This window comes from Micromonospora sp. NBC_00858 (assembly GCF_045207365.1).
Taxonomy (GTDB): Bacteria; Actinomycetota; Actinomycetes; order Mycobacteriales; family Micromonosporaceae; genus Micromonospora.
Genome location: NZ_CP108828.1, coordinates 4,006,852 through 4,031,899 on the forward strand (window position 1 = coordinate 4,006,852; position 25,048 = coordinate 4,031,899).

General features: G+C 72.3%; 29 protein-coding genes. 15 read left to right on the forward strand and 14 right to left on the reverse strand.

Annotation, left to right across the window (positions count from 1 at the left end; all coding sequences use genetic code 11):
• Nucleotides 1–34: 34 nt before the first annotated feature.
• Both OG990_RS18685 and OG990_RS18690 read left to right on the forward strand, forming a co-directional pair.
• On the forward strand, nt 35–496 hold the full coding sequence (locus OG990_RS18685) for an SRPBCC family protein (RefSeq protein WP_355609976.1): 462 nt from the start codon (nt 35–37) through the stop codon (nt 494–496).
• Between the two features lie 118 nt (nt 497–614).
• Nucleotides 615–872 carry a hypothetical protein gene (locus tag OG990_RS18690; protein ID WP_328425845.1) on the forward strand — a complete coding sequence of 86 codons (258 nt, stop codon included), beginning with the start codon at nt 615–617 and terminating at the stop codon, nt 870–872.
• Here the strand turns inward: OG990_RS18690 and OG990_RS18695 are convergent.
• Entirely contained in the window at nt 830–2,185 is a 1,356-nt protein-coding gene (locus OG990_RS18695) for an MFS transporter (RefSeq protein WP_406076439.1), read from the reverse strand. The two genes, OG990_RS18690 and OG990_RS18695, sit on opposite strands and share 43 nt — an antisense overlap.
• Before the next feature lie 158 nt (nt 2,186–2,343).
• Here OG990_RS18695 and OG990_RS18700 point away from each other — a divergent pair, with 158 nt between their 5' ends.
• Nucleotides 2,344–2,553, forward strand: coding sequence for a hypothetical protein (locus tag OG990_RS18700; RefSeq protein ID WP_328425841.1), 210 nt, complete (start codon nt 2,344–2,346; stop codon nt 2,551–2,553).
• 2 nt (nt 2,554–2,555) lie between these two features.
• On the opposite strand, the gene OG990_RS18705 is transcribed toward OG990_RS18700, so the two are convergent.
• The gene (locus OG990_RS18705; protein WP_355609972.1) at nt 2,556–3,005 is read right to left on the reverse strand and encodes a hypothetical protein; all 450 of its coding nucleotides are present in this window, start codon (nt 3,003–3,005) and stop codon (nt 2,556–2,558) included.
• Between the two features lie 162 nt (nt 3,006–3,167).
• Between OG990_RS18705 and OG990_RS18710 the strand changes: the two genes are divergently transcribed.
• The gene (locus OG990_RS18710; protein ID WP_328425837.1) at nt 3,168–3,521 is read left to right on the forward strand and encodes a DUF6401 family natural product biosynthesis protein; all 354 of its coding nucleotides are present in this window, start codon (nt 3,168–3,170) and stop codon (nt 3,519–3,521) included.
• Between the two features lie 61 nt (nt 3,522–3,582).
• Here the strand turns inward: OG990_RS18710 and OG990_RS18715 are convergent, their stop codons facing one another.
• Nucleotides 3,583–4,446, reverse strand: coding sequence for a mechanosensitive ion channel family protein (locus tag OG990_RS18715; protein ID WP_328425836.1), 864 nt, complete (start codon nt 4,444–4,446; stop codon nt 3,583–3,585).
• A 198-nt stretch (nt 4,447–4,644) separates the two neighbouring features.
• On the opposite strand from OG990_RS18715, the gene OG990_RS18720 reads away from it, so the two are divergent.
• From OG990_RS18720 to OG990_RS18730, 3 genes are all read left to right on the forward strand, one after another.
• Entirely contained in the window at nt 4,645–6,783 is a 2,139-nt protein-coding gene (locus OG990_RS18720; RefSeq protein ID WP_406076442.1) for a SpoIIE family protein phosphatase, read from the forward strand.
• Between the two features lie 65 nt (nt 6,784–6,848).
• Nucleotides 6,849–7,526, forward strand: a complete 678-nt coding sequence (locus tag OG990_RS18725; RefSeq protein WP_406076443.1) for an HAD family hydrolase — start codon at nt 6,849–6,851, stop codon at nt 7,524–7,526.
• A 106-nt stretch (nt 7,527–7,632) separates the two neighbouring features.
• The gene (locus tag OG990_RS18730; RefSeq protein WP_406076445.1) at nt 7,633–8,925 is read left to right on the forward strand and encodes a cation:proton antiporter; all 1,293 of its coding nucleotides are present in this window, start codon (nt 7,633–7,635) and stop codon (nt 8,923–8,925) included.
• Between the two features lie 29 nt (nt 8,926–8,954).
• Here OG990_RS18730 and OG990_RS18735 read toward each other — a convergent pair whose 3' ends face one another.
• The 3 genes from OG990_RS18735 to OG990_RS18745 form a co-directional block, all read right to left on the reverse strand.
• Nucleotides 8,955–9,893 carry an NAD(P)/FAD-dependent oxidoreductase gene (locus tag OG990_RS18735; RefSeq protein WP_406081816.1) on the reverse strand — a complete coding sequence of 313 codons (939 nt, stop codon included), beginning with the start codon at nt 9,891–9,893 and terminating at the stop codon, nt 8,955–8,957.
• Nucleotides 9,894–9,979: 86 nt separating this feature from the next.
• On the reverse strand, nt 9,980–10,480 hold the full coding sequence (locus tag OG990_RS18740) for a metallophosphoesterase family protein (protein WP_406076446.1): 501 nt from the start codon (nt 10,478–10,480) through the stop codon (nt 9,980–9,982).
• Nucleotides 10,481–10,535: 55 nt separating this feature from the next.
• Complete coding sequence (locus tag OG990_RS18745) at nt 10,536–12,365, reverse strand: glycoside hydrolase family 15 protein (protein ID WP_406076448.1); 1,830 nt, start codon at nt 12,363–12,365, stop codon at nt 10,536–10,538.
• A 121-nt stretch (nt 12,366–12,486) separates the two neighbouring features.
• Here OG990_RS18745 and OG990_RS18750 point away from each other — a divergent pair, with 121 nt between their 5' ends.
• On the forward strand, nt 12,487–13,071 hold the full coding sequence (locus OG990_RS18750; protein ID WP_386991923.1) for a general stress protein: 585 nt from the start codon (nt 12,487–12,489) through the stop codon (nt 13,069–13,071).
• 44 nt (nt 13,072–13,115) lie between these two features.
• Here the strand turns inward: OG990_RS18750 and OG990_RS18755 are convergent, their stop codons facing one another.
• Nucleotides 13,116–13,703 (reverse strand): DUF1684 domain-containing protein, encoded by a 588-nt coding sequence (locus tag OG990_RS18755; protein ID WP_328425825.1) that lies wholly within the window; start codon nt 13,701–13,703, stop codon nt 13,116–13,118.
• Nucleotides 13,704–13,730: 27 nt separating this feature from the next.
• Nucleotides 13,731–14,327, reverse strand: coding sequence for a TetR/AcrR family transcriptional regulator (locus OG990_RS18760; RefSeq protein ID WP_386991925.1), 597 nt, complete (start codon nt 14,325–14,327; stop codon nt 13,731–13,733).
• 60 nt (nt 14,328–14,387) lie between these two features.
• Here OG990_RS18760 and OG990_RS18765 point away from each other — a divergent pair, with 60 nt between their 5' ends.
• Nucleotides 14,388–14,873 carry an FBP domain-containing protein gene (locus OG990_RS18765; RefSeq protein WP_406076450.1) on the forward strand — a complete coding sequence of 162 codons (486 nt, stop codon included), beginning with the start codon at nt 14,388–14,390 and terminating at the stop codon, nt 14,871–14,873.
• Nucleotides 14,874–14,892: 19 nt separating this feature from the next.
• Here OG990_RS18765 and OG990_RS18770 read toward each other — a convergent pair whose 3' ends face one another.
• Entirely contained in the window at nt 14,893–15,426 is a 534-nt protein-coding gene (locus OG990_RS18770) for a GNAT family N-acetyltransferase (RefSeq protein WP_386991928.1), read from the reverse strand.
• 158 nt (nt 15,427–15,584) lie between these two features.
• On the opposite strand from OG990_RS18770, the gene OG990_RS18775 reads away from it, so the two are divergent.
• Nucleotides 15,585–16,067 carry a MarR family winged helix-turn-helix transcriptional regulator gene (locus OG990_RS18775; RefSeq protein WP_406076452.1) on the forward strand — a complete coding sequence of 161 codons (483 nt, stop codon included), beginning with the start codon at nt 15,585–15,587 and terminating at the stop codon, nt 16,065–16,067.
• Between the two features lie 9 nt (nt 16,068–16,076).
• Nucleotides 16,077–17,063 (forward strand): pirin family protein, encoded by a 987-nt coding sequence (locus OG990_RS18780; protein WP_328425815.1) that lies wholly within the window; start codon nt 16,077–16,079, stop codon nt 17,061–17,063.
• Between the two features lie 62 nt (nt 17,064–17,125).
• On the opposite strand, the gene OG990_RS18785 is transcribed toward OG990_RS18780, so the two are convergent.
• The gene (locus OG990_RS18785; RefSeq protein WP_255421212.1) at nt 17,126–17,254 is read right to left on the reverse strand and encodes a hypothetical protein; all 129 of its coding nucleotides are present in this window, start codon (nt 17,252–17,254) and stop codon (nt 17,126–17,128) included.
• 131 nt (nt 17,255–17,385) lie between these two features.
• Between OG990_RS18785 and OG990_RS18790 the strand changes: the two genes are divergently transcribed.
• Nucleotides 17,386–18,975, forward strand: a complete 1,590-nt coding sequence (locus OG990_RS18790; protein ID WP_406076454.1) for a phospholipase D family protein — start codon at nt 17,386–17,388, stop codon at nt 18,973–18,975.
• Here the strand turns inward: OG990_RS18790 and OG990_RS18795 are convergent.
• Nucleotides 18,924–19,676 carry a hypothetical protein gene (locus OG990_RS18795; RefSeq protein WP_328425808.1) on the reverse strand — a complete coding sequence of 251 codons (753 nt, stop codon included), beginning with the start codon at nt 19,674–19,676 and terminating at the stop codon, nt 18,924–18,926. The genes OG990_RS18790 and OG990_RS18795 overlap by 52 nt on opposite strands.
• A 366-nt stretch (nt 19,677–20,042) precedes the next feature.
• Here OG990_RS18795 and OG990_RS18800 point away from each other — a divergent pair, with 366 nt between their 5' ends.
• Nucleotides 20,043–20,867: a SigB/SigF/SigG family RNA polymerase sigma factor gene (locus tag OG990_RS18800; RefSeq protein ID WP_406076456.1), complete on the forward strand. Its 825-nt coding sequence runs from the start codon at nt 20,043–20,045 to the stop codon at nt 20,865–20,867.
• A 138-nt stretch (nt 20,868–21,005) separates the two neighbouring features.
• Here OG990_RS18800 and OG990_RS18805 read toward each other — a convergent pair whose 3' ends face one another.
• Genes OG990_RS18805 through OG990_RS18815 form a run of 3 tightly spaced genes read right to left on the reverse strand, consistent with a single transcriptional unit; the run spans nt 21,006 to nt 23,779 of the window.
• Nucleotides 21,006–21,596, reverse strand: a complete 591-nt coding sequence (locus OG990_RS18805; protein WP_355609943.1) for a GNAT family N-acetyltransferase — start codon at nt 21,594–21,596, stop codon at nt 21,006–21,008.
• Nucleotides 21,593–23,113, reverse strand: a complete 1,521-nt coding sequence (locus tag OG990_RS18810) for an APC family permease (protein WP_386991938.1) — start codon at nt 23,111–23,113, stop codon at nt 21,593–21,595. Before OG990_RS18810 ends, OG990_RS18805 begins: the two co-directional genes overlap by 4 nt.
• Before the next feature lie 39 nt (nt 23,114–23,152).
• Nucleotides 23,153–23,779 (reverse strand): GPP34 family phosphoprotein, encoded by a 627-nt coding sequence (locus OG990_RS18815; protein ID WP_386991940.1) that lies wholly within the window; start codon nt 23,777–23,779, stop codon nt 23,153–23,155.
• Nucleotides 23,780–23,962: 183 nt separating this feature from the next.
• Here OG990_RS18815 and OG990_RS18820 point away from each other — a divergent pair, with 183 nt between their 5' ends.
• Together OG990_RS18820 and OG990_RS18825 are read left to right on the forward strand one after the other, a co-directional pair.
• Nucleotides 23,963–24,787: a helix-turn-helix domain-containing protein gene (locus tag OG990_RS18820; RefSeq protein ID WP_406081817.1), complete on the forward strand. Its 825-nt coding sequence runs from the start codon at nt 23,963–23,965 to the stop codon at nt 24,785–24,787.
• A gap of 41 nt (nt 24,788–24,828) precedes the next feature.
• The gene (locus tag OG990_RS18825; RefSeq protein WP_406076458.1) at nt 24,829–25,029 is read left to right on the forward strand and encodes a DUF397 domain-containing protein; all 201 of its coding nucleotides are present in this window, start codon (nt 24,829–24,831) and stop codon (nt 25,027–25,029) included.
• Nucleotides 25,030–25,048 lie beyond the last annotated feature (19 nt).

The following is a 25,048-nucleotide window of genomic DNA, read 5'->3' on the forward strand; positions in this document are numbered from 1 at the left end:
CGGACGACAACCGGCGACTGAAGGAGGTTTCCTGATGAGTGGCGTGACCGAACATGTCGATGTTTCCGTGCCCGTGCGCACCGCGTACGACCAGTGGACGCAGTTCGAGGAGTTCCCCGAGTTCATGGAGGGCGTCCGGGAGGTCCGGCAGCTCTCCGAGACGATGACCCACTGGACGGTGGACATCGCCGGGGTGAAGCGCGAGTTCGACGCCGAGATCACCGAGCAGCTCCCCGACGAGCGGGTCGCCTGGCGCTCCACCGGCGGCACCGAGCAGGCGGGCGTGGTGACCTTCCACCGGCTGGACCAGGACAAGACGCGGATCACCCTCCAGCTCGAGTTCGAGCCGCACGGGGTGATCGAGCAGGCCGGTGACAAGCTCGGCATCGTGGACCGGCGTGCCAAGGGTGACCTGGAGCGGTTCAAGACCTTCATCGAGCGGCGCGGTCAGGAGACCGGCGCCTGGCGCGGCACGGTGGACCGGCCGCAGCCCTGATCCTGAGCACCGATCCGCGATGGCCGCCGGAGTCCCCGGCGGCCATCGCCGTGTCTCGGGCCGGCCCCGGCCGGGCGGTGACCGTTTGCGATCATCGCGCCCGGGTACCGCTGTAGGCATGACCGACGACAACAGGGTGTGGCGGGACGAGGAACGACTTCCGCTGGAGGAGTTGGAACGCGCCGTGTCGGGCTCCAGCCTCGACGGGCAGGCCGACGACGTGACCGGCAACGACGCCGGCGAGGAGGCCGCGTTCGGGCATGGACCGGCGGCGGCGGACCGCGGCGGGCAGGCCGAGGGCGCCGGCCGGGAGCCCACCGACCCGGAGCGCGCCTACCGCCCGTCGACCACCGGCCGTACCGGACCGGACGTCTGACCGTCCCCGCCGACCTGACCGGTCCCGGACCGAACGGGCGTCCCGGGCTGATCCGGCCCGGGCTCGACGGGCGCGGGCCCATCGGGTCCGGGCTGTTCCGGGCCGCGCCGGCCGGCGGACCGGTGGGCGCCCAGCTCGTACAGCGCGATCAGCGCCAGCGCGAGCACCAACAGGGCCGAGCCGAGCACCTGCACAGACGTGTTGCCGATCAGCATGCCAAGCCCGGCCGGCACCAGCGCGGCACCGACACCGGCGGCGCCGATCTGGAGCCCGATGGCCCGGTCCGCGTGCGCCGCGCCGACCCGGTCGCCGGTGGTCAGGGTGAGCAGCGGGAACACCGGCGCGGCGGCGAATCCGACCACGACCAGACCGAGCACGGCCAGCGCGGCCGGCCCGGGTACGGCGATCAGCGCCGCGCCGACGGCCATCCCGGCCAGGCTGGCGCGCAGCACCAACGTGGCCCCCAGCCGCTCGGCCACCACGCCCTGCACCACCCGACCGACGAAGAGGCTGCCCCAGTACGCGGAGACGCAGCCGCCGGCCACCACGGCGCTCAGCCCGCGCCCGTCGGTCAGCAGCAGGAACGCCCACAGCCCGGCGGCCACCTCGATGGCCACGTACAGCGCGAAGGCCAGCGCCCCCGACCAGACCGCCGGCAGCCGCAGAGTCGCCAGGATCGGGACCCGGACCGCCGGCGGGGCGGACGAAGCGGGTGATGTCCCGACCGACTCGGCGGGGCCCGGGATGCCGCGCCGCCAGGCCCGCAGGGTGAGCGCGAACGCGGTGGCGAGGGCGATCTGGGCGGCGGCCACGATGCCGTACCCCCACCGCCAGGACAGCCCCGCGCTCAACGCCGCAGTCATGATCAGCGGGCCGATCGCCACGCCCAGGCCGAAGAAGGCGTGCATCCAGTTCATGTGTCGCGGGCCGAAGGCCCCGGCGGCGTACGCGTTGAGCCCGGAATCGATCGCGCCAGAGCCCAGCCCGAGCACCAGCGCGCAGCCCGCCAGCACGGCCAGCCCGGGGCTCAGGGAGTACCCGGTCAGCGCCAGGCTGGCCAGCAGGGTGCTGCCGGCGAGCAACGCGCCCACGCCGACGCGGGCCAGCGTGAACCCGGCCAGCACGCTGGAGGTGAGGTAGCCGACGGTGCCCGCGGTGAGCAACAGCCCGACCGCCTCGGTCGGTACGCCGAAGTCGGCCCGGATCGAGGGCCAGCCGACGCCGAGCAGCCCGTCGGGCAGGCCGAGACTGACGAAGGCGAGGTAGGCCAGCAGGAGCAACGAGGCGCGGGGTGGCGCGGGCGCGGTGGACACGGGACCCCATCCTGCCGCAGCCGCACCCTAGCGCCACCTCCGGACGACCGCTCGTCGCGAGAAGAAGTGATGTCCGGACGGTCGAGAAAACGGACAGCTCATCCAGAATCGGCCGATCGGAGGACGGCAATCCAGCCGATGCGCGTAAGAATTTCGGGATGCATCAGGGCTCCGGAATCCTCTCCCCGCGTCAGCGCCGGCTCGCCTGGCTCGGCTTCATGCTCGCCGCGCTCCAGGCGCCCGTGTCCGCCTGGCTCGTCGCCGACGAGTCGTGGCTGTTCAGCCTCTGCGTCGCGCTCATGGTGGCCACCGTGATCATCGCCGACGACGCCGCGCGGCGGCGCCCGGCCGACGCGACCGGCGACTAGCCCTAGCCCTCGGTGCCCGGTCGGGCCTCATGCCCCGGCCGGCCCGGGCTACGGCGGCGCTCCTTCATCTCCGCCTCGTAGAGGTGCCGCCGCCCGCCCACCAGCTCGTCACGGGCCCGCTGGTCCAACTCCTGGAACAGCGCGTGGTAGCCGTCGTCGAAGTCCTCGACGATCTGGAACGTCCACCGACCGGCGATGACGTTGCGGCCCAGCAGCTCGGTGTCGATCCGGTCGGCGATCTGTGGGTGCCCGGCGGCGCGGAACAGCTCCACCGCGTCGTCGAGCATCAGGTCGGCGTGCCCGATCAGCTGGTGCAGTGAGTAGAGGTGCCCACGGGCCCGCTCCACGCACTCCAGCGCCTCGCTGAGCTTGCCGAGCGCGGCGACGGTCTCGTCGCTCACCCCGGCCGGCCGGCGGTGCTGCTCGTCCGGCCGGTCCGCCTGCTGTCCCATCCGTACCTCCGTGCCCTGTGCCGTCGTGTGCGGGTGGTTCTCCTGCTGCCCCGTCTGTGCCGGATCAACCCCCACGGCCAGCCCGAATCGGCCAGTGGCGTACCCGACACCCGCCGAGCGGCCGAGGTCGACCCGGTGACCGGTCGGTTAGCCTCGGTCACCATGCGTGTGCCGTTCACCCGGGTCGCCGCCCGTTCCGCCGTCGACTCGGCGCGGTCCAGCCTGGCCGCCCTCACCGTCTCCGTGGGCACCGTCGGGCTCGCCGCCGCCGCCGCGCGGCCCGGGCTGCTGGCCCTGGTCGACCAGCACGCGGCCGCCGTGCGGGACAGCCTCGACGGGGACCGCCGCCCGCTGACCGCCGCGGCCCTCGCCGGCTACGCCGAGGGGGTCCGCACGGCCGCACTGGAGCACGGGTGGACGCTGCCGAGCGGCCCGGTGGACTGGAGTGAGCCGGAGTGGCTGCTCACCCGGCTGCTCGCGGTCTGCGCGCTGGCCCGCTCGCTCGACCGGGCCTGACACGCGGAGAGGGCGCCCGCGCGACACGCGGACACCCTCCCCCACCGGCCGTGCCGTCCCGCTACGGGCGGTACTGCTGGGTCTCGTCGGCCGCACCGGACTGGTACGTGCCGCGCCCACCAGCCATCGTCGACTGCTCGTCGACCCGCGGCATGGCCTGGGTGCGGTCGCCCCCACGATCGGCCATCTGCCGCTCCACGTCGCCGCGCCCGGCCGTCGTGGCCTGACGCTGCTGCTGCACCGCCCGAGCCTCCTCGGCAGCGCGGTCCAGCCAGCCGTCCCAGCGCCTCTGCATGGGCTTCACCAGGCCACCACCGACACCGACGATCAGGATGCCGGCCACCGTGGCGAGCACCGCGATCAGCACCGGCGTGGTCACGGTGGTGGCGATACCCACCTGGTTCAGCGCGGCGATCACGCCGAGCGCGATGATGAAGATCGCCGTCAGATCGGCCAGGACCTTGCCGTACGAGAGCCCGCCCAGCGCGCCGGTGACCAGATCGCGGACGGCGCTCGCGATCGCAGCCGCCACCACCACCACGATGATCGCCACGAAAGCGCGCGGCAGCCAGGCCACGACGCCGGCGATCAGGTCACTGATCGCGTTGGGTCCCCAGACCCCGAACGCGAACTGCAGCGTGAACAGCAGTACCGCGTAGTAGGCCAGCCTGGCCAGAATGTCACTGGCGTCGTACTTGGTCCTCTCCAGCGCTCGTTTGATGCCGCCGCGTTCGACCGCCCGGTCGAAGTTCACCCGTTCCAGGGCCGCGTCCACGATTTTCAGGACCGCTCTGGCGATGAGCCAGCCGATCACAAGGATCACGATGAAGGCGACGGCCTTCGGGATGAAGAGCAGCACCGACCGCCAGGTGTCGGCGATGGCGTCACCGATGTCGGCCTGCCCGACCGCGAGGGTTTTCAGCATGATGTCCCTCCTGTCGCATGGACTCCGCCGGGCGCATACCCGGCCACCGGTGCGGCAGTCCGCGCAGCTCGCCGCGTTTTTTCCGACAAGTCGCCGGACAGCGACCCTGAACTGCCCGAACAGACACCGCCACCGGGCACGCCACGACCCACGGCCATGATCGGATGCGGTCGCCGGACAGCCGGCTAGGCTGCGGACATGCCAGGAACGGTCGGGCGAGTCCCCACGCCAGCAACTCCGGTCCCGGGCGCATCCACCGGGCACAGCGCTGCTGCCGCCGTACTCGCCCACGACTGGGCCGGCACCTCGCTCGGCCCGCCCGAGCGGTGGGACCCGGCGATCCGGGCCGTGGTCGAGCTGGTCCTCGCCTCGCCGATGCCGATGGCGCTGGCGTACGGCGACGACCTCGTCCTGCTCTACAACGACGGCTACGCCGAACTGCTGGGCAGCAAGCACCCGACCGCCCTCGGCCGCCCGTCCGCCGAGGTGCACGCCGAGATCTGGGCGCTGCCCGGTGTCGGTGAGGTGATCGAGCGCGCCTACCGGCAGGGCGTGCCGTTCCTGGAGAAGGAGGCCACGCTCCCCATGGGCCGGGGCCGCTCCGGCGTGACCGAACAGGCGGTCTTCACCCGGAGCTACTCACCGGTGCACGACAGCACCGGGCAGATCGTCGGGATGCTGACGGTCGCCGCCGAGACCACCCACGTCACCGAGCAGTTGCAGAGCCTCAGCGAGGTCGCCGCCGCGCTCGCCGGCACCCTCACCCTCGATGACGTGGCCCGGGTGGCGCTGCGGTACGCGATCACCACGTTCGACGCCGACTCGGTCGCGTTCGCCGTCGACGAGGGCGGCGGCGGTTGGCGGATGGTGCGCCGGGTACGCGGCGAGCTGATGGACGAGGCCGACGAGCGGCTGCCGCCGCTCTGGCGACGTACCCCGGTGGACTGGTCGGCTCCGGTGGTGCAGGCGGCCCGCTCCGGCGCGTCGTCGTTCACCCACGACGGGCACCCGCTGCTGGAGACCGCGGTGGACCGCCACGATCAGAAGATCCGCGCGATGGCCGCGCTGCCACTGGGCACCTCGGTGGTCCGCGGCGGGCTGGCGGTCGGCTACGGGGTGCCGCACACCTGGTCGGCCGCCGAGCGGGCACTGCTGGCCGCCTCGGCCGAGCTGATCGGCCAGGCGGCCGAACGGGCCCGCCGGTTCGAGACTCAGCACGGCACCGCACAGCTGCTGCAACGCAGCATGCTGCCGGAACACCTGCCGGCCCTTCCCCGGCTGCGGATCGCGGCCCGCTACGACCCGGGGGTGGACGGCAACGCGGCCGGCGGGGACTTCTACGACGCTTTCCTGCTGCCCACCGGTGGGCTCGGCGTCGTGCTGGGCGACGTGGCCGGGCACGACGTCCAGGCCGCGGCGCGGATGGGTCAGGTTCGTGCGGCGCTGCGCGCGCTGGCCCTGGCCGACCCGGCCCCGGACGCGGTGCTGACCGGGCTGGACCGGCTGGTGACCAGCCTGGGCGCGGAGGCCGGCACGCACGAACTGTTCGTCACCGTGGTGTTCGGGGTGGTCGACGCGGAGCGGCAGGAACTGACCCTGGCCAGCGCCGGCCACCCGGCGCCGCTGATCCGCTGCTGCGACCCGGACGGCCGCTCCCACGCCGAGTACGTGGACGTGCCGACCGGTCCCCCTCTGGGGCTGGGTGGCCGGCCGGCCACCACCACCGTCGCGTTCCGCCCCGGCGACACCCTGCTGCTGTTCAGTGACGGGGTGGTGGAGCGCCGTCGGCAGAGCCTCACCGCCGGCCTGGACGCCCTCGTTGACGCGATCGCCAAGGCCGGCAGCGGCGACCCTCGCGCGCTCTGCGCGGTGGCCACCGCCGCGGTGTCGGGCGGAACCGAGGACGACGTGGCGGTGTTGGCGGTCGAGCACGCGATCAAACCGAGCCGGTCGGCGAGCATCGAGGTGCCGGCGGAACCGACCGCGCCCAGCCGGGTCCGGCACTGGATGACCGGCCAGCTCGCCGAGTGGCAGGTGCCCGAGTCGGTGATCGGCGCGGCAGTGCTGTGCACCAGCGAGTTGACCACCAACGCGCTGCTGCACGCCGGCACCGCCGCCCGGGTGGCGGTCGACCTCAGTCCTGAGCGGCTGCTGGTCTCGGTCGCCGATTCCGGCACCCGGGGCACCGTGACCCGGACCCGGACCGACACGTTGAGCAGTCGCGGGCGCGGGCTCGGCCTGATCGAGGAGCTCAGCGACGCCTGGGGCACCGACCCGACGGTCCGCGGCTCCACGGTCTGGTTCGAGATCCTCGTCCCGCCGGCCGAGGGCCTCTGAAACCGGCTGGGCGCGCCCGGGGCCTGGATGGATCAGCCGGGCACTGAGCGGGTAGGAGGACGCCCATGCGCACCGGCCGACCCGCCGGGGTCCTCTTCGACGTCGACGGCACCCTGGTCGATACCACCTTCCTGCACACCGTGAGCTGGTGGGAGGCGCTCCGCCAGACCGACCAGCCGGTGCCGATGGCGACGGTGCACCGCTCGATCGGGATGGGTTCGGACAAGCTCCTGGACCACCTGCTCGGCCCGGAGCGGGACCGCGACGCCGACGGGAAGCTGCGCGACGCGCACGACACCCTGTACGCCGAGTACTGGGAGCGGCTCACGCCGCTGCCCGGGTCGGCGGACCTGCTGCGCGCATGCGCCGAGCGAGGGCTGCGGGTGGTGCTCGCCACCTCTGCCTCGGAACACGAGGTCGGCGCGCTGCGCCGGGCGTTGGCCGCCGACGACGTGATCGACACGGTCACCTCGTCGGCGGACGCCCGGCAGAGCAAGCCGGCCCCGGACATCCTGGTCGCCGCGCTGGACCAGTCCGGGCTGGCCGCCGAGCGGGTGGTCTTCGTCGGCGACTCGGTCTGGGACGTCGCGGCGGCCGGCAAGCTGGACATCCCGTGCGTCGGGCTCACCTGCGGCGGGACCAGCCGGGGTGAGCTGGCCGGTGCCGGCGCGGTGGCGGTGTACGACGACCCGGCCGCGCTGCTGGCCACACTGGGCGATTCGCCCGTCATCCGGCCGCGCTGAGGCTCACACCGGTTCCGGTCGCTGAGAAGGCTTACACGTACGGCCTCCGGGGCATGGTGTGTCACCACCTGCCCGCAACTCGTGGGCGCGGTCGGAGGGTGGCACGGTGGAGCCGGTAGACGTTGCTTTCGCGCTGGTGGGCGTGGGCGCCCTGCTCGCAGGCATCCTGCCCCGGGTGCTGGAGCAACGACCGCTGTCCATGCCGATCGCGTTCCTCGCCCTCGGCATGCTGGTCTTCGTCCTGCCGGTGGGGCTGCCGACCCCGGATCCGCTGGCCCATCCGGTGCTGACCACCCACCTGACCGAGATCGGGGTGATCGTCGCCCTGATGGGCGCCGGGCTCAAGATCGACCGACCGTTGAGCTGGGCTCGGTGGTCGTCCACCTGGCGGTTGCTGGTCATCGCGATGCCGTTGTGCATCGCGGCGGTGGCGCTGCTCGGCTGGTGGTGGGCGGGGTTGGTGCCGGCCGCCGCGCTGCTGCTGGGCGCCGCGCTGGCACCGACCGATCCGGTGCTCGCCGCCGACGTGCAGGTCGGCGAACCGACCGACGTGGAGGATTCCGAGGACGAGGTCCGCTTCGCGTTGACCTCCGAGGCCGGCCTCAACGACGGGTTGGCGTTCCCCTTCGTCTACGCGGCCATCGCGATCGCCTCGACCAGCCTCGCCCCGAGCGACTGGCTGGCCGACTGGTTGACCGTCGACGTGCTCTGGAAGGTGGGTGTCGGGGTCGGTGGCGGGCTGCTCATCGGCTGGCTGCTCGGCAAGCTGTTCTTCCGGGCGCCCAGCCAGCTGCGGCTGGCCCGGCACGCCGAGGGCTTCCTGGCGCTGGCCGCCACGTTCCTGGCGTACGGGCTGGTGGAGGTGGTCGGCGGGTACGGCTTCCTGGCGGTCTTCGTGGCCGCCCGCGCGATCCGGGCCGCCGAGCGGACCCACGAGTTCCACTCCGTGCTGCACGACTTCGCCGAGCAGATCGAGCGGCTGCTCACCCTGGTGCTCCTGCTGCTGCTCGGTGGCGCGATCGTGGGCGGCCTGCTCGGCCCGCTGACCTGGCCGGCGGCGGCCGTTGGGCTGGCGCTGGTGTTCCTGGTACGGCCATTGGTCGGCTGGTTGTCGCTGCGGGGCGCACCGGGCCGACCGGCCGAGCACTGGGTGATCTCGTTGTTCGGCATCCGCGGGGTGGGGTCGTTCTACTACCTCGCGTACGCCACCACGAAGGCCGACTTCCCGCAGGCGGAGCTGCTCTGGGCCACCGTCGGGCTGGTGGTGCTCGTGTCCGTGGTGGTGCACGGCATCGCGGCGACCCCGGTCATGCAGTTGCTGGACCGCGAGGGCGAGCGGACCTCCGACCCGACCGAACGGGACACCTCCACCCAGCCCGTCGCCGCCGGGCACGCCTGAACGCCAGCCCCGCCGGCCGGGACCTGCGGTCAGGCGAGGCGAACTGCCAGGGCGCGACCGAGGTCCCGGCCGGAGCGCCAGGCACTCTGCACCCGGGGCTTGCCGAACGCGTCGCCGGCCAGGCCGATTCCGTCGGCGTCCAGGTGGTGCGTGTTGCCGTCGGCACCGGCGGTCGGCTGCGCGTACGTCCAGCGGTGCACGTGCACGTCGGCGGCCGCCTCGGGTAGTCCCAACAGGTCCCGGACCGCCTGCTCGATCGCCGGACCGGCCCCGGTGGGCTGGGCCAGGTGTCCGGCGGCGAACTCCGTCACGGTGTGCGCGACCAGCACCGGCCCCCCGTCGCCCCGCCGGTCGCCGTCGTCGCAGACCAGCTTGAGCACCGGGTGGTCGTTGACGAACGCGCCGCGGAAGTCCGGCCAGCGTCGGCTCGGGAAGCGCAGCACCGCGGCCAGCGACGGCGACCACCGCTGCGCCTGGACGGCCCGGGTGGCGTCGGCCAGGTCCGGGTCGAGCAGCAGGGCGGCCTGCGGGCCCGGCATGGCCAGGGCGACCGCCGCGCACGGGTGGCCGTCCACGACAGGCCCGGGCTCCACGGTGAGCACCAACCGGTCGACGGTCACCGGCACCGTGCCGGCCAGGTGTTCGACCAGCGACCGCAGCCCGCGCGGCGCGGCGAAGCGCATCGGTCCGGGCACGTCGTGGCGCCCGTCCCGGTCGTACGCCTGGAAGGTGTCGGTCCATTCGCGGACCAGGCCGGCAGCACGCCACCGCTCGACCACGGCGGCGAAGTCCGGGTCGTCGGCGGTGAAGTACGCGGCGCCGATGTCGGCGGGACGGCCCTCGAAGCGTTTGCTGGCCATCCGGCCGCCGCAGACGTGCCCCCGCTCCCGGACCTGCACCGGCACTCCGGCCGCGGCCAACTCCACCGCGCAGGCCACCCCGGCGATGCCCGCGCCGACCACCACCACGCCCGACCGGTCCACGCTCATCCGGTGATCGTAGGTGCCGGTGGGGGCAGCCGGCGGGCATGAACCGGCGGTGGAGGGGTCGCGGGTCAGCGGCGGGGGAGGCTGTGCAGGGTGACCTTGGTCAGGCCGGTGGCGTGGATTTCCGCGGTTTGAAAGGTGGCATGGGGCTGGGAGCGGCGGTCGGTGGGTGAGCCGGGGTTGAGCAGGCGGAGACCACCGGGGGCCTCGGTGTCCCAGGGGATGTGCGAGTGACCGAAGACGAGCAGATCGACGTCGGGGAAACGGGCCGCGCACCGCTGCTCGCGACCGGTCCGCGGGCCGGTCTCGTGCACCACGGCCATCCGCAGGCCATCGAGGTCCGCCCGCGCCACCTCCGGCAGCCGGGCGCGCAACGCCGGGCCGTCGTTGTTGCCGTACACGCCGATCAGCCGGCGCGAGCGCGCGAGCATCTCGTCGAGCAGCGACTCGTCCACCCAGTCACCGGCGTGCACCACCACGTCCGCCGCCTCGATCGCCGCCCAGAGCGACCCGGGCAGGTCCCGGGCGCGCTTCGGTAGGTGGGTGTCCGCCGTGAGCACCAGCCGCATCCGAGCATTCTCCCCCGGGCCTCGGCCGTCCACCCGAGGGCCTTGACCCCCGGTCTCAGTGCTTCATCGGGGTGAAATGCGGCGGAGCCATGCCGCGATGGCGTAGCGCCGGGTCCTGCTCGACGTCGGTGAGCTGACCCGCGGCGTTGATCAGGCCGATGTGCGAGAACGCCTGGGGGAAGTTGCCCAACTGCTCCCCGGTCAGCGGGTCGATCTGCTCGGCGAACAGGCCGAGGTCGTTGACCCGACCGGCCAACGTGCCGAACAGCTCGTGCGCGCGGTCCCGCTCGCCGCCAAGCGCCAGACAACCCACCAGCCAGAACGAGCAGATGACGAAGCCCGCCGGATCGCCGTCCCAGCGCCGCAGCAGGCCGTCGTGGGACAGCCGCCGCTCCACCGCGCGGACCGTCGAACGCATCCGCGAGTCGTCCGCCGGCAGGAACCCCACCAGCGGCATCACCAGCACCGAGGCGTCCAGGTCGTCGGAATCGAAACTTCCGGTGTACGCCCCGAGCCGGTCGTTCCACCCCCGTTCCAGCACCGTTGTGCGCACCTCGTCGCGGGCGGCCGCCCAGCGTGCCACGTCCTGCGGCCCGCCGAGCCGTTCGCCGAAGCGGACCGCCCGGTCCAGCGCGACCCAGCACTGCACCTTCGAGGAGACGTGGTGGTGTTCGATCCCGCGCTCCTCCCACATGCCCGCGTCCGGCCGTCGCCAGTCCAGCACGGCCTGGTCGGCGAGCACCCGCAGCACGTGCTGCACCTCCGGCTCCATCGGTTCCAACTTGTCGCGCATCAGCCAGGCGGCGTCCAGCGCCTCGCCGAAGATGTCGGTCTGCCGTTGCCGCCACGCGTCGTTGCCGATCAGCACCGGCGGGCTGTGGCGGTAACCGGCGAGCTGGTCCAGGCGGTGCTCGGTGAGGTCCCGCTCCCCCTGCACCCCGTACATGATCGGCACCGGCTCCTCGCCGATCCGGCCCATCGCCCGACTCACCCAGGAGAACTGCCGCTGCACCTCGTCGAAGCAGGCTGACCGCCACAGCGCCCGCAGGGTGAGGCTGAAGTCGCGCACCCAGACGTAGCGGTAGTCGTAGTTCCGGGTTCCGCCCAGCTTCTCCGGCAGCGAGGTGGTCGCCGCGGCCACCACCGCCCCGCTCGGCCGGTACGTCATGCCCTGCACCACCAGCGCGCTGCGCCGCACCTGCTCTGGGTAACACCCCTGGTAGGGGTGCTCTCGGGTCCAGGACCGCCACCCGGCGACGGTGTCGGCGATCGTCCGATCGGCGTCCGGCACCTCCGGCGGCGGGGCGTCGTAGGTCGGGGCGTACCCGAGGGTGAAGTTGTGCACCGAGCCGGCGCGGGCGGTGAACGTCGTGGTGGCCTCGCCCTCGCCACAGTCGAGCCGCATGGTGCCGCGCAGGGTGAGCCGGGCGGCCCCGGCGGTGGCCTCCAGCGTGCCGTCCCGCTCGATGAGGAACGCGGTGGTCCGCCCGTACTCGAAGCGGGGCCGGTAGTGCATCCGCATCGGGACCTCGCCGGAGAGGCTCTGCACGCTGCGGACCAGCACCTGCGGCGAGCGCAGCCCGATGTCGTGGCCCCGGGCGCCGGGCTCGAAGGCGAGCGCGTCGGTCAGCGCCACCTCCCCCTGCCCGGTACGGAAGACGGTCCGCAGCACCAGGGTGTCGTCGAGGTAGCAGCGGTCGACGGTGTAGTCGCCCTCCGGTCGGATCGACCAGTGCCCGGCGCCGTCGTCGAGCAGCCGTCCGAACACCGACGGCGCGTCGAACCGGCCCGGGCACCACCAGTTCACCGATCCGGAGCGGTCCACCAGCGCCGCGCTGCGGCCGTCGGCGAGGAAGCCGTGGTCGCTGATCTGTCCGCTCTGCACCTGGCTACCTACCCGGGGCGTCCGGGCGCATTCCTGCCAGGTGCGACGGCATCAACGGCGGTAGCTGGCGTTATCGGGCTGCGCAGGCGGGAACCCGGAGGGTTGACGAGGGAGGATGCTCATGACGTCAGCTTCAGGGCCGGCCGCCGCCTGGCGGTCCGCCAACCGGGGCGACCTGCTCCCGTCCGGGCCGGCAGGCCGTCTGTCGGCGCCGGCCGGTGACGGGCACGGGCCGGAGACCGGCCCGCCCACGGTGACTATCGGCTCATACCCGGACTATCCGTCCGCCCAGCGCGTGGTCGACTATCTCGCCGACAACCGCTTCCCGGTGGAGAACACTGCCATCGTCGGCACCAACCTCACGCTGGTGGAGACGGTGCTCGGCCGGATGACCACCGGACGCGCCGCCCTGCTCGGGGCCGGCACCGGTGCCTGGTTCGGGCTCTTCATCGGCCTGTTGTTCGGCATCTTCACCGTCGGAAACTGGCTGGCGGTGATTCTCGTCGGGCTGGTCATCGGCGCGATCTGGGGTGCCGTGTTCGGCGCGGTCGCGCACGCGATGACCGGCGGGCAGCGGGACTTCACCTCGGCCAGCTCGCTACGCGCCGGCCAGTACGCGGTGACCGTCGACGCGCAGCTCGCCGACCAGGCACGGCAGTTGCTGGGCCGGCTGAACATGCCAAGCTCGGCCACGAAAGCCGGCTGAGCCACCGGTCGACCGGCCGTCCCGGCAGCACGCCGGGGCGGCCGTCAGCCGTGGTACGCCAGCTCGCCGGCCCGCAGGGGCACGTCGACCCGGTTCTCCGGCGGGGCGAGCGGGCAGGCCCAGCGCTCGTCGTACGCGCAGCTCGGGTTGTAGAGGTAGTTGGCGTCGAGCCGCACCCGGTCGCCGGGCAGCAGCTCGACGCCCCGGCCGAAGGTGCCCTTCACCGTGTCGGTGAGGTACCGGCCACCGCCGTAGGTCTCCTGCCCGCAGGTGCCGTCGCGCAGCGGCACGAACAGCCCTCCCCCGTACGCCTCGATCCACCACAGGGTCAGCGGCCCCCAGGGCGTCTCGGCCACCGCCACCCGCCGGTACGCGACGACCCCGTCCGGGCCGCCGGTGTCCACCCGCAGCTCACCGCTGGCCGGCCGCAGCGGCGCCTCCACCACGGCTTCGGGGTTGGCCGGGAAGTAGCGCACCCCGGTGAAGCCGGGCCGCTCCGCAGGTGGGATCGGGCTCTGCGGGTGGGTGGCGAAGAGGTTGTCGCGGCCGGCGCGGAAGCCGGTCAGGTCGACGTCGGACAGGTACAGCCGGGCTACCCGCTCCCGCCAGTCGGCCAACTCCAGATCATCCACACGTCGAGCCTAGGCGGTTGCCGTCCGTCACCGAGCGGTCTCCGGATCGGCGCTCTGGGCGGGCGGCCAGTTGCTGAGGACGGCGTCGAGGGCGTCCAGGGTGCGGGACCACGAGTCGTCCGTCGTACGCGGCGTGTGGCGGAAACCGCCGGTCCTCTCCAGGCTCACGAAGCCGTGGAACGTGCTGTGCATCATCCGTACCGCGTCGGTCTGGTCGGGCTCGGGCAGCCGGTAGCCGCGCAGGATCGCCCGCGTCATCTCCGCGTGCCGGACGCCGGCGCTCGCGGCCGCCGTCTCCGGGTCGAGGTCGATCTGCATCGCGGCGTACCGACCCGGGTGCTGCTTCGCGTAGCCCCGGTAGGCGTTGGCGAAGGCCACCAGCGCGTCCTTGCCCGCGCGACCGGCCAGCGCGGCGCCGACCCGGTCGGCGAGCTCCGCGAGCGCCAGCAGCGCCACCCTGACCCGCAGGTCCTGTCCGTTCCTGATGTGGAAGTACAGGCTCGCGTCCTTGACGCCGAAGTGGCGGGCGAGCGCCGCGACGGTCACGTTCTCCATGCCCGCCTCGTCGGCCAACTCCGCCGCGGCCAGGGTCAGGCGTTCGGCGGTCACCCCCGCACGTGCCATGCAGCACACCCCAAACCTAGTCGACTTAATCGTTTGCCTAGGATGGCTAGGCTACTACCTATGCTAGCGATAACCGAGCCCGCCATCCGCTCGTCTTTCGTCAACTGCACCCAGGGCGAGACGAAGCGGCTGGCCGTACCGAACGATCTCGCCCTGCGCCCCTGGCACGATCTTGACTTCCTCGGGTGGCGGGATCCCGCCGCGGCCCAGCGGGCCTACCTGGTCGCCGAGTCCGACAGCGGGCTGGTCGGGGTGGCGTTGCGGGTGGCCGCGCAGACCACCCGTGTCCGGCGCAGCATGTGCTCGCTGTGCCTGACCACCCACACCGGCGACGGCGTCTCGCTGATGACGGCCCGCAAGGCCGGGCGGGACGGGCGCCAGGGCAACTCCGTGGGCGTCTACATCTGCTCCGACCTGGCCTGCTCGCTCTACGTGCGCGGGAAGAAGGCCGGCGGGCGACGCCTGCACGAGACCATCACCCTGGACGAGAAGATCGAGCGAACGACGACCACCCTCGCCGCCTTCCTGCGCAAGGTGGTCGAGTGACGGCCGGCCCGCGAGTCGCTCAGCGGTCGGTGGCCAGCCGGGCGTGCAGGTGCTCGTCGTGGCGGCGGCCATCGCCGTACCGGTACGACTCGCGTAGGGTCCCCTCGGCGGGATAGCCGGCCCGGTCGGCGACCCGGCAGGAGGCCGCGTTGGCCACCGCGTGGCACAGCTCCACCCGGTGCAGTCCGACCTCGGTGAATGCCCAGTCGGTGAGCCGGACGACAGCGCGTACCGCCACCCCGCGCCCGCGCGCCGCCGGCACCGTCCAGTACCCGATGGACGCGTCGCCGTGGTGGATGTGGTGCAGCGACACCGAGCCCAGCAGCACGCCACCGGCCGCGGCGGTCACCGCCATCGAGGCGTGGTCGCCGGCGGACCAGTCGGCCCGGCGGCGCACCCAGAGCAGGGCGCTCTCGTCGTCGATCGGTCCGCCACCGTGCGGGTTCCACTGGGCGATGGCCGGGTCGCGTAGGGCGTCGCGTACCGCCGGGGCGTCCGTCTCCCGCCAGGGACGTAGCAACAGGTCGGCGGCGGTGAGTTCCACGTGTTCCACGACGCCGGAGTCTGGCACATCGCGGCGCGGCTCCGCCGCGGGATTCCCGCCGGCTTCCTTCAAAGCTGCACGAACCGCTCCGATAGACCGCCAGGACGTGACCCACACGACTATTCAAGGCACTAGTTAAATTTTTAAAGAGTGCTATCGTCATGGACGTGACCGAGAACCTGGACAGTGCCCGATCGGCCGCCTGGCGCGCCTACATCGAGGCCAGCCAGCGCCTCTACACCCAGCTGGAAGAGGACCTGCGCGCCGACAGCGACCTCAGCTTCGCCGACTACCACGTGCTGGTCCTGCTCTCCGAGGCGCCGGGGCAGCGGCTGCGGATGGGCGAGCTGGCTGGCCGACTGGTCTTCTCGCCCAGCCGACTGACGTACCAGATCTCCTCGATGCAACGCCGCGGCCTGGTCAGCAAGGAGTCCTGCCCGGACGACCGACGGGGCAGCGAGGCGGTGCTCACCGCCGCCGGGCTGCTCGCCCTGCGGGAAGCCGCACCCCACCATCTGGCGTCGGTGCGTACCCACCTGATGGACGACCTCGACGACGCCGAGGTCGCCTGCCTCACCCGGGTCTTCGACCGGCTCGGCGCCCGCCTACGGGCGGCCCGGGCGACCTCGACCACCCACGCCACGAACTAGGAGCCTTCGATGCCCGCGATCACCGTTGACAACGTTCTCGTCCTGCCGCGCCTGCCCCAGCTCGACGAGTCCACCAAGATCCGCCCGGTCCGCAAGGTGACCACCGCGCCCAGCGGCTTCGAGGGTGAGGGCTTCCCGGTCCGCCGGGCCTTCGCCGGGGTGCCGACCAGCGACCTCGACCCGTTCATCCACCTCGACCAGATGGGTGAGGTGGACTACGCGCCGGGCGAGCCCAAGGGCACCCCGTGGCACCCGCACCGCGGCTTCGAGACCGTCACGTACATCATCGACGGCGTCTTCGACCACCAGGACTCGCAGGGTGGCGGCGGCACCATCACCGACGGGGACACCCAGTGGATGACGGCCGGCAGCGGCCTGCTGCACATCGAGGCCCCGCCGGAGCACCTGGTGATGAGCGGTGGGCTCTTCCACGGCACCCAGCTCTGGGTCAACCTGCCCCGCTCCGCCAAGATGAACCCGCCCCGTTACCAGGACATCCGGGGGCGGGAGTCGGCGCTGCTCACCACGCCGGACGGCGGCGCGCTGATCCGGGTCATCGCCGGTGAGGTGGCCGGGCACCGCGGCCCGGGTTCCACCTTCACCCCGATCACCATCACCCACGTGACCGTGCAGCCGGGGGCGCAGGTCGACCTGCCCTGGCAGCCGGAGTTCAACGCCCTGGTGTACGTCCTCGGCGGGCGCGGCACCGTCGGCACCGACCGACGGCCGGTGCGTACCGGCCAGCTCGCGGTGCACGGTCCGGGCGACGCGCTGCGCTTCAGCGCGGACACCACGCAGGACAGCAACACCCCGGCGCTGGACCTCTACATCATGGGTGGTCAGCCGATCCGGGAGCCGGTGGCACAGTACGGCCCGTTCGTGATGAACACCCGGGACGAGCTGATCCAGGCGTTCGAGGACTTCCAGGCCGGCCGGCTCGGCGTGATTCCCACTGAGCGGCTGCCGCACACCGGTGGTCAGGGCGCTCGGCCCTGACCACGGTCGACCTCTGAGATCGGCGCCGGCGCCCCCGCTTCAACCCGGGGCCCGGCGCCACCTCAGGAGACCGCAAAAATCCCAGCGACACCCAGAATCACCATCACCAACACCGCTACCAGCGCCCCCCGTTCGCTCTCCACCGCCGGTTCGCGGTACTCGGTCACGGGGTTCGTCGTCTCGCGGGGCATGGTGTGGCCTCCTCGGTTGTCGCGCGTCGAACATGGCGGCGGTCAGGTCGACTGGTCCGTCGACCTGGCGTGCGGTTGCACGGCCGGGGTCCTACCGTGAGGACGTTGTCGACCTCGGGGAGGGCTGGACGTTGCCATTGCAGGACTGGTTCCTCACCGCGCAGGAACGCGCCAACCCGGTCTCTGATTTACCCGTCTGGACCACGGGAAACCTCGCCGAGCCGTTGATTCACGGTGCGGCGTACTTCGACCGGCTGGTCGACGAGGTGGAAGCACTCACCGAGGGCGACCACCTGTTCTTCACCGACTGGCGGGGTGACCCGGACCAGCGGCTGCGCCCGGACGGCCCGACCGTGGCCCAACTCTTCGCCCAGGCCGCCCAGCGCGGGGTGGTGGTGAAGGGGCTGATCTGGCGCTCACACCTCGACGCGCTGTCCTACAGCGAGGCGGAGAACCGCGACCTCAGCGAGACGATCTCCGCGGCCGGCGGCGAGGTGCTGCTCGACCAGCGGGTCCGGCGCGGCGGCTCGCACCACCAGAAGCTGGTGGTGCTGCGGCACCCGGGCGCCCCGGAGCGGGACATCGCGTTCGCTGGCGGGATCGACCTGTGCCACAGCCGCCGTGATGACGCCGCGCACCGCGGCGACCCGCAGCCGGTGCAGATGTCTCCCCGGTACGGCCCGAACCCGCCCTGGCACGACGTGCAGCTCGCGGTGCGTGGCCCGGTGGTCGACGCACTGGACACGGTGTTCCGGGAGCGCTGGACCGACCCGATGCCGCTGGACTCGGAGAACCCGATGGCCTACCTGCGGGACCGGCTACGCGGCGCCGACCTGCGCCCCGACCCGCTGCCCGAGCAGCCGGCCGAGCCGCCGCCCTGCGGGCCGCACCAGATCCAGGTGCTGCGCACCTACCCCGCCGTCCGGCCGCGCTACTCCTTCGCACCGGACGGCGAGCGGACCGTTGCCCGGGGCTACACCAAGGCGGTACACCGCGCGCGCCGCCTCATCTACCTGGAGGACCAGTACCTCTGGTCGACCGAGGTGGCGGACCTGTTCGCACACGCCCTGCGGGACAATCCGGAGCTGCACCTGATCGCCGTGGTGCCCCGGCACCCGGATGTGGACGGCAGGCTCGCGCTGCCACCGAACATGGTCGGCCGCGAGCAGGCGCTGTCGCTGTGCGAGCGGGCCGCGCCGGAGCGGGTGCACGTGTTCGACGTGGAGAACCACGCCGGTGACCCGGTCTACGTGCACGCGAAGGTCTGCGTGGTCGACGATGTCTGGGCCAGTGTGGGCAGCGACAACTTCAACCGCCGTTCCTGGACGCACGACAGCGAGTTGTCCTGTGCGGTGCTCGACGACACCCGTGACCCGCGGGAGCCCACCGATCCCGCCGGGCAGGGCGACGGGGCACGGGCCTTCGCCCGGGAGTTGCGGCTGCGGCTCTGGCGCGAGCACCTGGACCGCGACCCGGCCGGCGCGGACGACGCCGACCTGCTCGACCCGGCAGACGCCGTCGCGACCGTCACGGCCGCCGCCGACGCGCTGCAACAGTGGTACGACGACGGCCAGGTGGGCGACCGTCCGCCCGGCCGGCTGCGCCCGCACCGCCCCGAGTGGCTGCCCTGGTACACGCGCCTGTGGGCGTTGCCGCTGTACCGGCTGGTCTACGACCCGGACGGCAGGCCGCTGCGGGCCAGGTTGGCCGGCACCTGGTGAACCTGCCGGGTCGGCTCGGGTAGGACGGCGGCGCCGTGCACGGTCAGCCCGCCCGGGTAGGCGAACGAGGAGCGCGGCGAGTAGTAGCCGAAGCCGATGGTCAGCGGGTTGGCGGGGCGGAGCGCGTACATCGGGTGCCCGGGCTGCAGGAACTCCACCGACTCGATCTCGAACGGCGCGACCGGCTCCGCCACGAACGGGTAGACCGAGCTGAGCAGTTGCCCGTCGCGGCGGGTGAAGTAGCGGTGGTGGCCGCTGCTGATCACGTGGCCGGTCTCCCCCACCCGACATCGGGCCCGGATGAGCGGCGCTCCGTCGACCTCGGTCTCGGAGAGCAGGTCCTCACCGCCCACCTCGATACGCGTCCGTCCGGCGACCGTCGGGGCGCCGCGGGCGGCGGCGTACTCCCGGACCAGCCGGCTGGAGGCCACGTAGTGGGTCCACCAGCCGCCCGGGCTGAGCCCGCCGGGGGCGTCCACACCGACCAGCGAGACACCGAGGTAGGTCAGCGAGTAGGCGCCGAAGCCGGAGGTCTGCGTCTCGTCGTCGACGACGTACTGGTTGAGGAAGACCTGCCGGTCCGGGCGGGGGCGCAGCCCGGGCGGGACCAGGGCGGCGACCGCGTCCGGATCCGCCGGCAGCCAGCTGAAGTAGAGCGTGCGACTGTTCACGACGAGCTGGGGAGCGGCTGGATCGAGCACGGTGCCTCCGAACCGGGTCTGTACGGGCAACGCTACGGCCGGTCCCGCCAGCGGGACAAGGACGGATAGTCGACACATCGGCCCTGATGTCGGATTTCCTGTTGACCGCTCAGGCGATCGGGGTGGCCGATCGGCCGGCTCGGGTGGGACGACCGGGGGCGCCACCTACCAGGTAAGGATCCTCACAGACATCCGGAGATCCGCCCTATTTGCTCCCTTCGTCACTGAAAACACCTTAAGTACATCAGCCTTTCGGCTAGATTTCGGGGAGACGATCAGGTTAAGGTGAGTCCCGAACGGCCCATACGAAGCTAAACCAAAGCGTCACGTCTTTTATCCGCGGACGAGGTGCAGGGAGGACCACCCATGACCGCGCCAACGATCAGCGAGCAGCCGACAACCACGGCCCGGAGCACCACGAAGCTGGACCCGCGGGCGCTCACCGACAGCGCCGCCGACCTGCTCAACGCCATGGCCGCACTGCCCGCCAACCACCCGTCGCGCCCCGCGCTGCGGGACCGGGCCATCGAGGCCTGGCTGCCGCTGGCCAACCACCTCGCCCACCGCTACAGCGGGCGGGGCGAGCCGACCGACGACCTGGCGCAGACCGCCGCGATCGGCCTGATCAAGGCGATCGACAAGTTCGACCCGTCCCGCGGCGTCGACTTCGCCGGGTACGCCATCCCCACCATCATCGGCGAGCTCAAGCGGCACTTCCGCGACCGCACCTGGGACATCCGGGTGCCCCGCCGGCTCCAGGAGCTGCGGCTGGCCATCTCCGACGCCAACAGCTCGCTGCTGCAGACCCTCGGCCGGTCGCCGACGGTCGCCGACATCGCCGCCCACCTCAAGCTCACCGAGGAAGAGGTCCTGGAGGGCCTGGAGGGCGCCCGCGCGTACAACGCGGTGTCGCTGTCCACCCCGACCGGCGACGGCGAACGGGCCACCGAGCTGGGCGACATGCTCGGCGGCGAGGACTCCCAGTTCGAGCTGGCCGAGCTGCGGGTCGCCCTCGGCCCAGCGCTGGCCACGCTCGACGAGCGGGAGCAGAAGATCCTCACCCTGCGGTTCTACGGCAACCTGACCCAGTCGCAGATCGCCGACCAGATTGGCGTCTCGCAGATGCACGTCTCCCGGCTGCTGACCCGGGCTCTGACCAAGCTGCACGGCCAGCTCGACGGCACGTACTAGGCGGTTCGGCGGTTGAGGGCCGGGTCGGCGGACCCGGCCCTCAACCGTCGGCACCGGTTGTCACGCGAACGTGACAACGGGTCCGCTCGGCGTCCGGCCGGGTCGCTCCCCTCGGGGGCAGCGACCCGGCCGGTCCCGTCAGCGGCCGACCGGCTCCCGCCACATCGGCCAGAACGGCGTGCCGTCGGGCACCCGGAACGGCTCGCCGGCCCGGTAGCCGTGCCGCGCGTACAGGTCGCGGCTGCGAGCGCTGCTCGCCTCCAGGTAACCCGGCATCCCGTTCTCGTCCAGCCAACCGTGGTGGTGCGCCAGCAGCGCGGTCCCCAGCCCCTGCCCCTGCCGGCCCGGCTGGGTCGCCAGGAAGGCCAGGTGGTGGTGGTCAGGATGCGGGTGATTGGCCGCGAACAACTCGTCGAGATGCTGGAACCGGTCGGTCCACTCGCCGCAGGCGGCGGCGAGCCGGGCGTCGTAGTCCGTCGGCGGCGGCGCCGGCTCACCGACCGACGGGAACCAGACGGCTACCGCGGACCGGTCCGCGGTGGCGTGGACGAGGCCGTGCCGCATCGCGTGCTCGACCAGGATCTCGAAGTTCCCCGCCAGCACGGCCTCGCGCTTGCTCGCGTCGGGCACCAGCCAGTGCGTCACCTCCAAGGCGGTGAACGCCTCGGCGATCCGGCCGGCCACCAGTGCGGTGTCCTCCGGCCCGAGCCGGTCGATGGCCACGCTCACCGGGATACCTCCGCGCCGGCCGGTGCCGGCGGCTGCTCCACCGGCGGCACCGCGGCAGCGGCGCTCGCGCCCAGGCCGATCCGGGCATACGTGTCCGGACGCCTCTTGCGCAGCACCAGCGCCCAGTTGACGCCCAGGGCGGCCGCCACCGGGTAGACGGCGGGCAGCGCCCAGCGCAGCGGGGAGTCCGGCGCCACGCCGAGCAGGTTGGCGAAGTTCGACACGGCCAGCCAGATGATCACGACGAGCGCGACGGTGGCCAGGCCGGGTGCGATGAGCCGCCGCCACAGCGTCTCGCCGCCGCCGGACCGGACGAAGTAGGCGATCACCGCCACCGAGGTGGTGGCGATCAGCAGCAGCACGCCGAAGCCACCGGTGGTGCCGACCCAGAAGAACAGCTTGATCACCGGATCCCAGCCGTTGACCGCGTACAGCAGGATGACCAGCAGGCCGAACACGCTCTGCGCCAGCGAGGCGGCCCGCGGCGCGCCGCTGCGCGGTGAGGTCTGCCCGAACACCGCCGGCAGCACCCGCTCCCGGCCGAGCGCGAACGCGTAGCGGGCCGTGGTGTTGTGGAAGGAGATCATCGCGGCCAGCACCGAGGTCAGGAAGAGTGCCTGGCCGATGGTGACCGCGGTGTCGCCGAGGTGCTCCCCGGCCAGGTTGAAGATCAGCCCGACGCTCTGCTCGCCAGCCGCGGCGACGATCTGGTCCGGTCCGACGGCGACCGTCATGGTCCAGGCGGAGAGCGCGTACAGCACGGCGATGATCCCCACCGAGAGGTACGTGGCCACCGGCACCGTCCGCTTCGGATCCTTGCTCTCCTCGCTGAAGACCACCGCGGACTCGAAGCCGACGAACCCGAGGATGGCCAGCACCAGCACCGCGCCGACCCCGGGCACGAAGAGGTTGTCCGGCGAGAACGCGGCGAAGCTGACCTCGCCGCCGGCCGGATTGCCGAGCTGTCCCAGGTCGAAGATCAGGATCACCACGATCTCGGCGACCAGCAGCGCCGCCAGCACCATGCCGTTGATGTCCACCCGGAGCAGGCCGAGCAGGCCGACCAGTGCCCACGCCACCAGGGCGACGATCGACCAGTGCGGGTGCCCGCCGAAGATCCGGTCGAGCACCGGCTCGGCGGCTACGCCGATGGTGCCGTAGAGCCCGACCTGCAGCGCGTTGTACGCGGTCAGCGCCACCCAGGCGGCGGCCACGCCGGCCGGTCGGCCCAGGCCACGGGAGACGTAGGCGTAGAAGGCGCCGGCGTTCTCCACCCGGCGGGACATCGCCACGTAGCCCACCGAGAACAGGGCGAGCACCGCGGCGACCACCAGGAAGGCCAGCGGGATGCCGGTCACGCCGACCACGCCGTAGCCGGTGGTGACGACACCCGCCACCACGGTCAGCGGCGCGGCGGCGGAGAGCACGAAGAAGATCACCGAGGGGATGCCGAGGCGGCCTCGGGCAAGAGATTCGGAGACGTTGCTGGGTCGCTGGACTGTCGATGTCGGGGGCATACCACTACTCCGGTTGTCGAGGAGGGGGTTACCGGGGAATCAGGGGGCGCCGCGCAGCACCGCGGCGCCAACGGCGGCCTCGGTGTACCCGACGAGTTCCTTCAGGGGCGCCGGCAGCGCCGGGATGAGGACGTTCAACCGGTGGTGGGCCCGAGGTCCGGCGCTCCAGAGCACCTCTCGGGTCAGGCCGGCGGCCACGACCAGGCCGAGCAGCAGGGCGTCCGGCACGCTCGGCGGGTCCGGACGGTCCAGCAGTGCCCGCAGCCGGGTGGCCGGCCAGGCCACCGCGTTGAGGTCGATCGGCAGGTAGCTGACCGAGGTGCGCAGCAGCCGGCGGCTCTCCTGGCGACGCAGCACACCGGCCCGGGCCAGGCGCTCCCCCACCGAGGTCGTCGCGCTCTGCGCCAGGAAGCTGAGCCAGGTGCCGACCGCCTGATGCTGGGACTCGCCGATCATCTGGTCGAGCACGGTGTGCGCCAGCGCGTCGGCTGGTGGGCGTCGGTCGACGAGGGTGATCCGTCCGCTCGAGACGGTGATGTGTCCATACAGGATCAGCTCACCGAGCAGCCCGCCGGCCAGCCCGAGCCCGGTCGCGGCCGGATGCAGTTTGGCCTTGCCACGGCTGTCGTTGTGAGCGATCAGGAAGAACTCGTCGGCGATGAGCAACGGTCCTCCCGCACGGATGTGTCCACAGTGATCGCGACCGGAAAAGGATGCACCGACAGCTACTGCAATGCAACTCCCAGATTTGAAAGTTGCACTCCGTGCATGTGCGACCTGCGGATCTTGTCGTGACAGACTCGGACGGTGACCCCCACCCCCGCCATCCGACCCGCCGCCAGCCCGACCGTGCGCCGTCGACGAATCGCTCGGGAGCTCCGCCAGCTCCGGGAACGCGCGGGCATGACTCTCGATGTCGCCGCGCGCCAGCTCGACATGTCCAAGAGCAACCTCTCCCGGATCGAAACCGCGCAGATCGGCATCAAGCCGCGCGACGTCCGCGCGGCGCTCGCGCTCTACGAGGTGACCGGGGCGGACGCCGAGGCGCTGATCGAGATCGCCCGGGGTGCACAGCAGCGCGGCTGGTGGCAGAACTACAGCGACGTACTGCCCGAGTGGTTCGAGTTCTACGTCGGGCTGGAGGCCGAGGCGGCGGCGCTACGCACGTACGAGGCCGAGTCGGTGCCCGGGCTGTTGCAGACCCAGGCGTACGCCCGGGAGATCTACCGGCGCACCGCCGGCGAGGACGGCGTGGAGCGCAAGGTGGCGGCTCGGCTGCACCGGCAGGAGGTGCTGCGCCGCGACAACCCGGTTCAGTTGTCGGCGGTGGTCAACGAGGCGGTGCTGTTGCGCCCGGTCGGCGGCGCCGCCGTGATGGCCGAACAGTTGGTCCACATGAGCCGGATCGCGCAGTTACCCAACGTCACAATCCAGGTACTGCCGTTCGCGGCCGGCGGGCACCCCGCGATGAGCACACCGTACGTGATCCTCAACTTCGCCGAGGCCGCCGACGCGTCCGTGGTTTACCTGGATAACCTCACGATGGGACTGGCGCTGGAGGATGCCGATCAAGTGCTCGGGTATAGCCTTCTGCACGAGGAGCTGTGTCGGATGGCGCTCGATCCGGCGGCGTCGTTGACCCGTATCGAGCATGCTTCTCGTAACTTTGCGTGACCGCTTCTGCGGCACGCCGACGCAGACGAGAGGTATCGCGGATGACGGCAATCGACCTGACCCGGGCGGACTGGCGCACCAGCACGCGCAGCAGTGGCAACGGCAACTGCGTGGAGGTCGCGACAGCCGACGGTCAGGTCGCCGTCCGGGACAGCAAGAACCGCTCCGGCCCGGTGCTCGCCTTCGGCCCGTCGGCCTGGCGTACCTTCCTGCGCGGCGTCGGCGAGGTGCGCCGCAACTGACCCACCCGGGCCGGTGCGA

Bases quoted from the DNA above. Each gene is read 5' to 3' on its own strand.
- OG990_RS18685 (WP_355609976.1), top strand. From the start codon at position 35: ATGAGTGGCGTGACCGAACATGTCGATGTTTCCGTGCCCGTGCGCACC.
- OG990_RS18720 (WP_406076442.1), top strand. From the start codon at position 4,645: ATGCCAGGAACGGTCGGGCGAGTCCCCACGCCAGCAACTCCGGTCCCG.
- OG990_RS18725 (WP_406076443.1), top strand. From the start codon at position 6,849: ATGCGCACCGGCCGACCCGCCGGGGTCCTCTTCGACGTCGACGGCACC.
- OG990_RS18810 (WP_386991938.1), bottom strand. From the start codon at position 23,113: ATGCCCCCGACATCGACAGTCCAGCGACCCAGCAACGTCTCCGAATCT.
- OG990_RS18800 (WP_406076456.1), top strand. From the start codon at position 20,043: ATGACCGCGCCAACGATCAGCGAGCAGCCGACAACCACGGCCCGGAGC.
- OG990_RS18760 (WP_386991925.1), bottom strand. From the start codon at position 14,327: ATGGCACGTGCGGGGGTGACCGCCGAACGCCTGACCCTGGCCGCGGCG.
- OG990_RS18765 (WP_406076450.1), top strand. From the start codon at position 14,388: ATGCTAGCGATAACCGAGCCCGCCATCCGCTCGTCTTTCGTCAACTGC.
- OG990_RS18705 (WP_355609972.1), bottom strand. From the start codon at position 3,005: ATGGGACAGCAGGCGGACCGGCCGGACGAGCAGCACCGCCGGCCGGCC.
- OG990_RS18715 (WP_328425836.1), bottom strand. From the start codon at position 4,446: ATGCTGAAAACCCTCGCGGTCGGGCAGGCCGACATCGGTGACGCCATC.
- OG990_RS18690 (WP_328425845.1), top strand. From the start codon at position 615: ATGACCGACGACAACAGGGTGTGGCGGGACGAGGAACGACTTCCGCTG.
- OG990_RS18740 (WP_406076446.1), bottom strand. From the start codon at position 10,480: ATGCGGCTGGTGCTCACGGCGGACACCCACCTACCGAAGCGCGCCCGG.
- OG990_RS18700 (WP_328425841.1), top strand. From the start codon at position 2,344: ATGCATCAGGGCTCCGGAATCCTCTCCCCGCGTCAGCGCCGGCTCGCC.
- OG990_RS18825 (WP_406076458.1), top strand. From the start codon at position 24,829: ATGACGGCAATCGACCTGACCCGGGCGGACTGGCGCACCAGCACGCGC.
- OG990_RS18750 (WP_386991923.1), top strand. From the start codon at position 12,487: ATGACGTCAGCTTCAGGGCCGGCCGCCGCCTGGCGGTCCGCCAACCGG.
- OG990_RS18780 (WP_328425815.1), top strand. From the start codon at position 16,077: ATGCCCGCGATCACCGTTGACAACGTTCTCGTCCTGCCGCGCCTGCCC.
- OG990_RS18710 (WP_328425837.1), top strand. From the start codon at position 3,168: ATGCGTGTGCCGTTCACCCGGGTCGCCGCCCGTTCCGCCGTCGACTCG.
- OG990_RS18785 (WP_255421212.1), bottom strand. From the start codon at position 17,254: ATGCCCCGCGAGACGACGAACCCCGTGACCGAGTACCGCGAACCGGCG.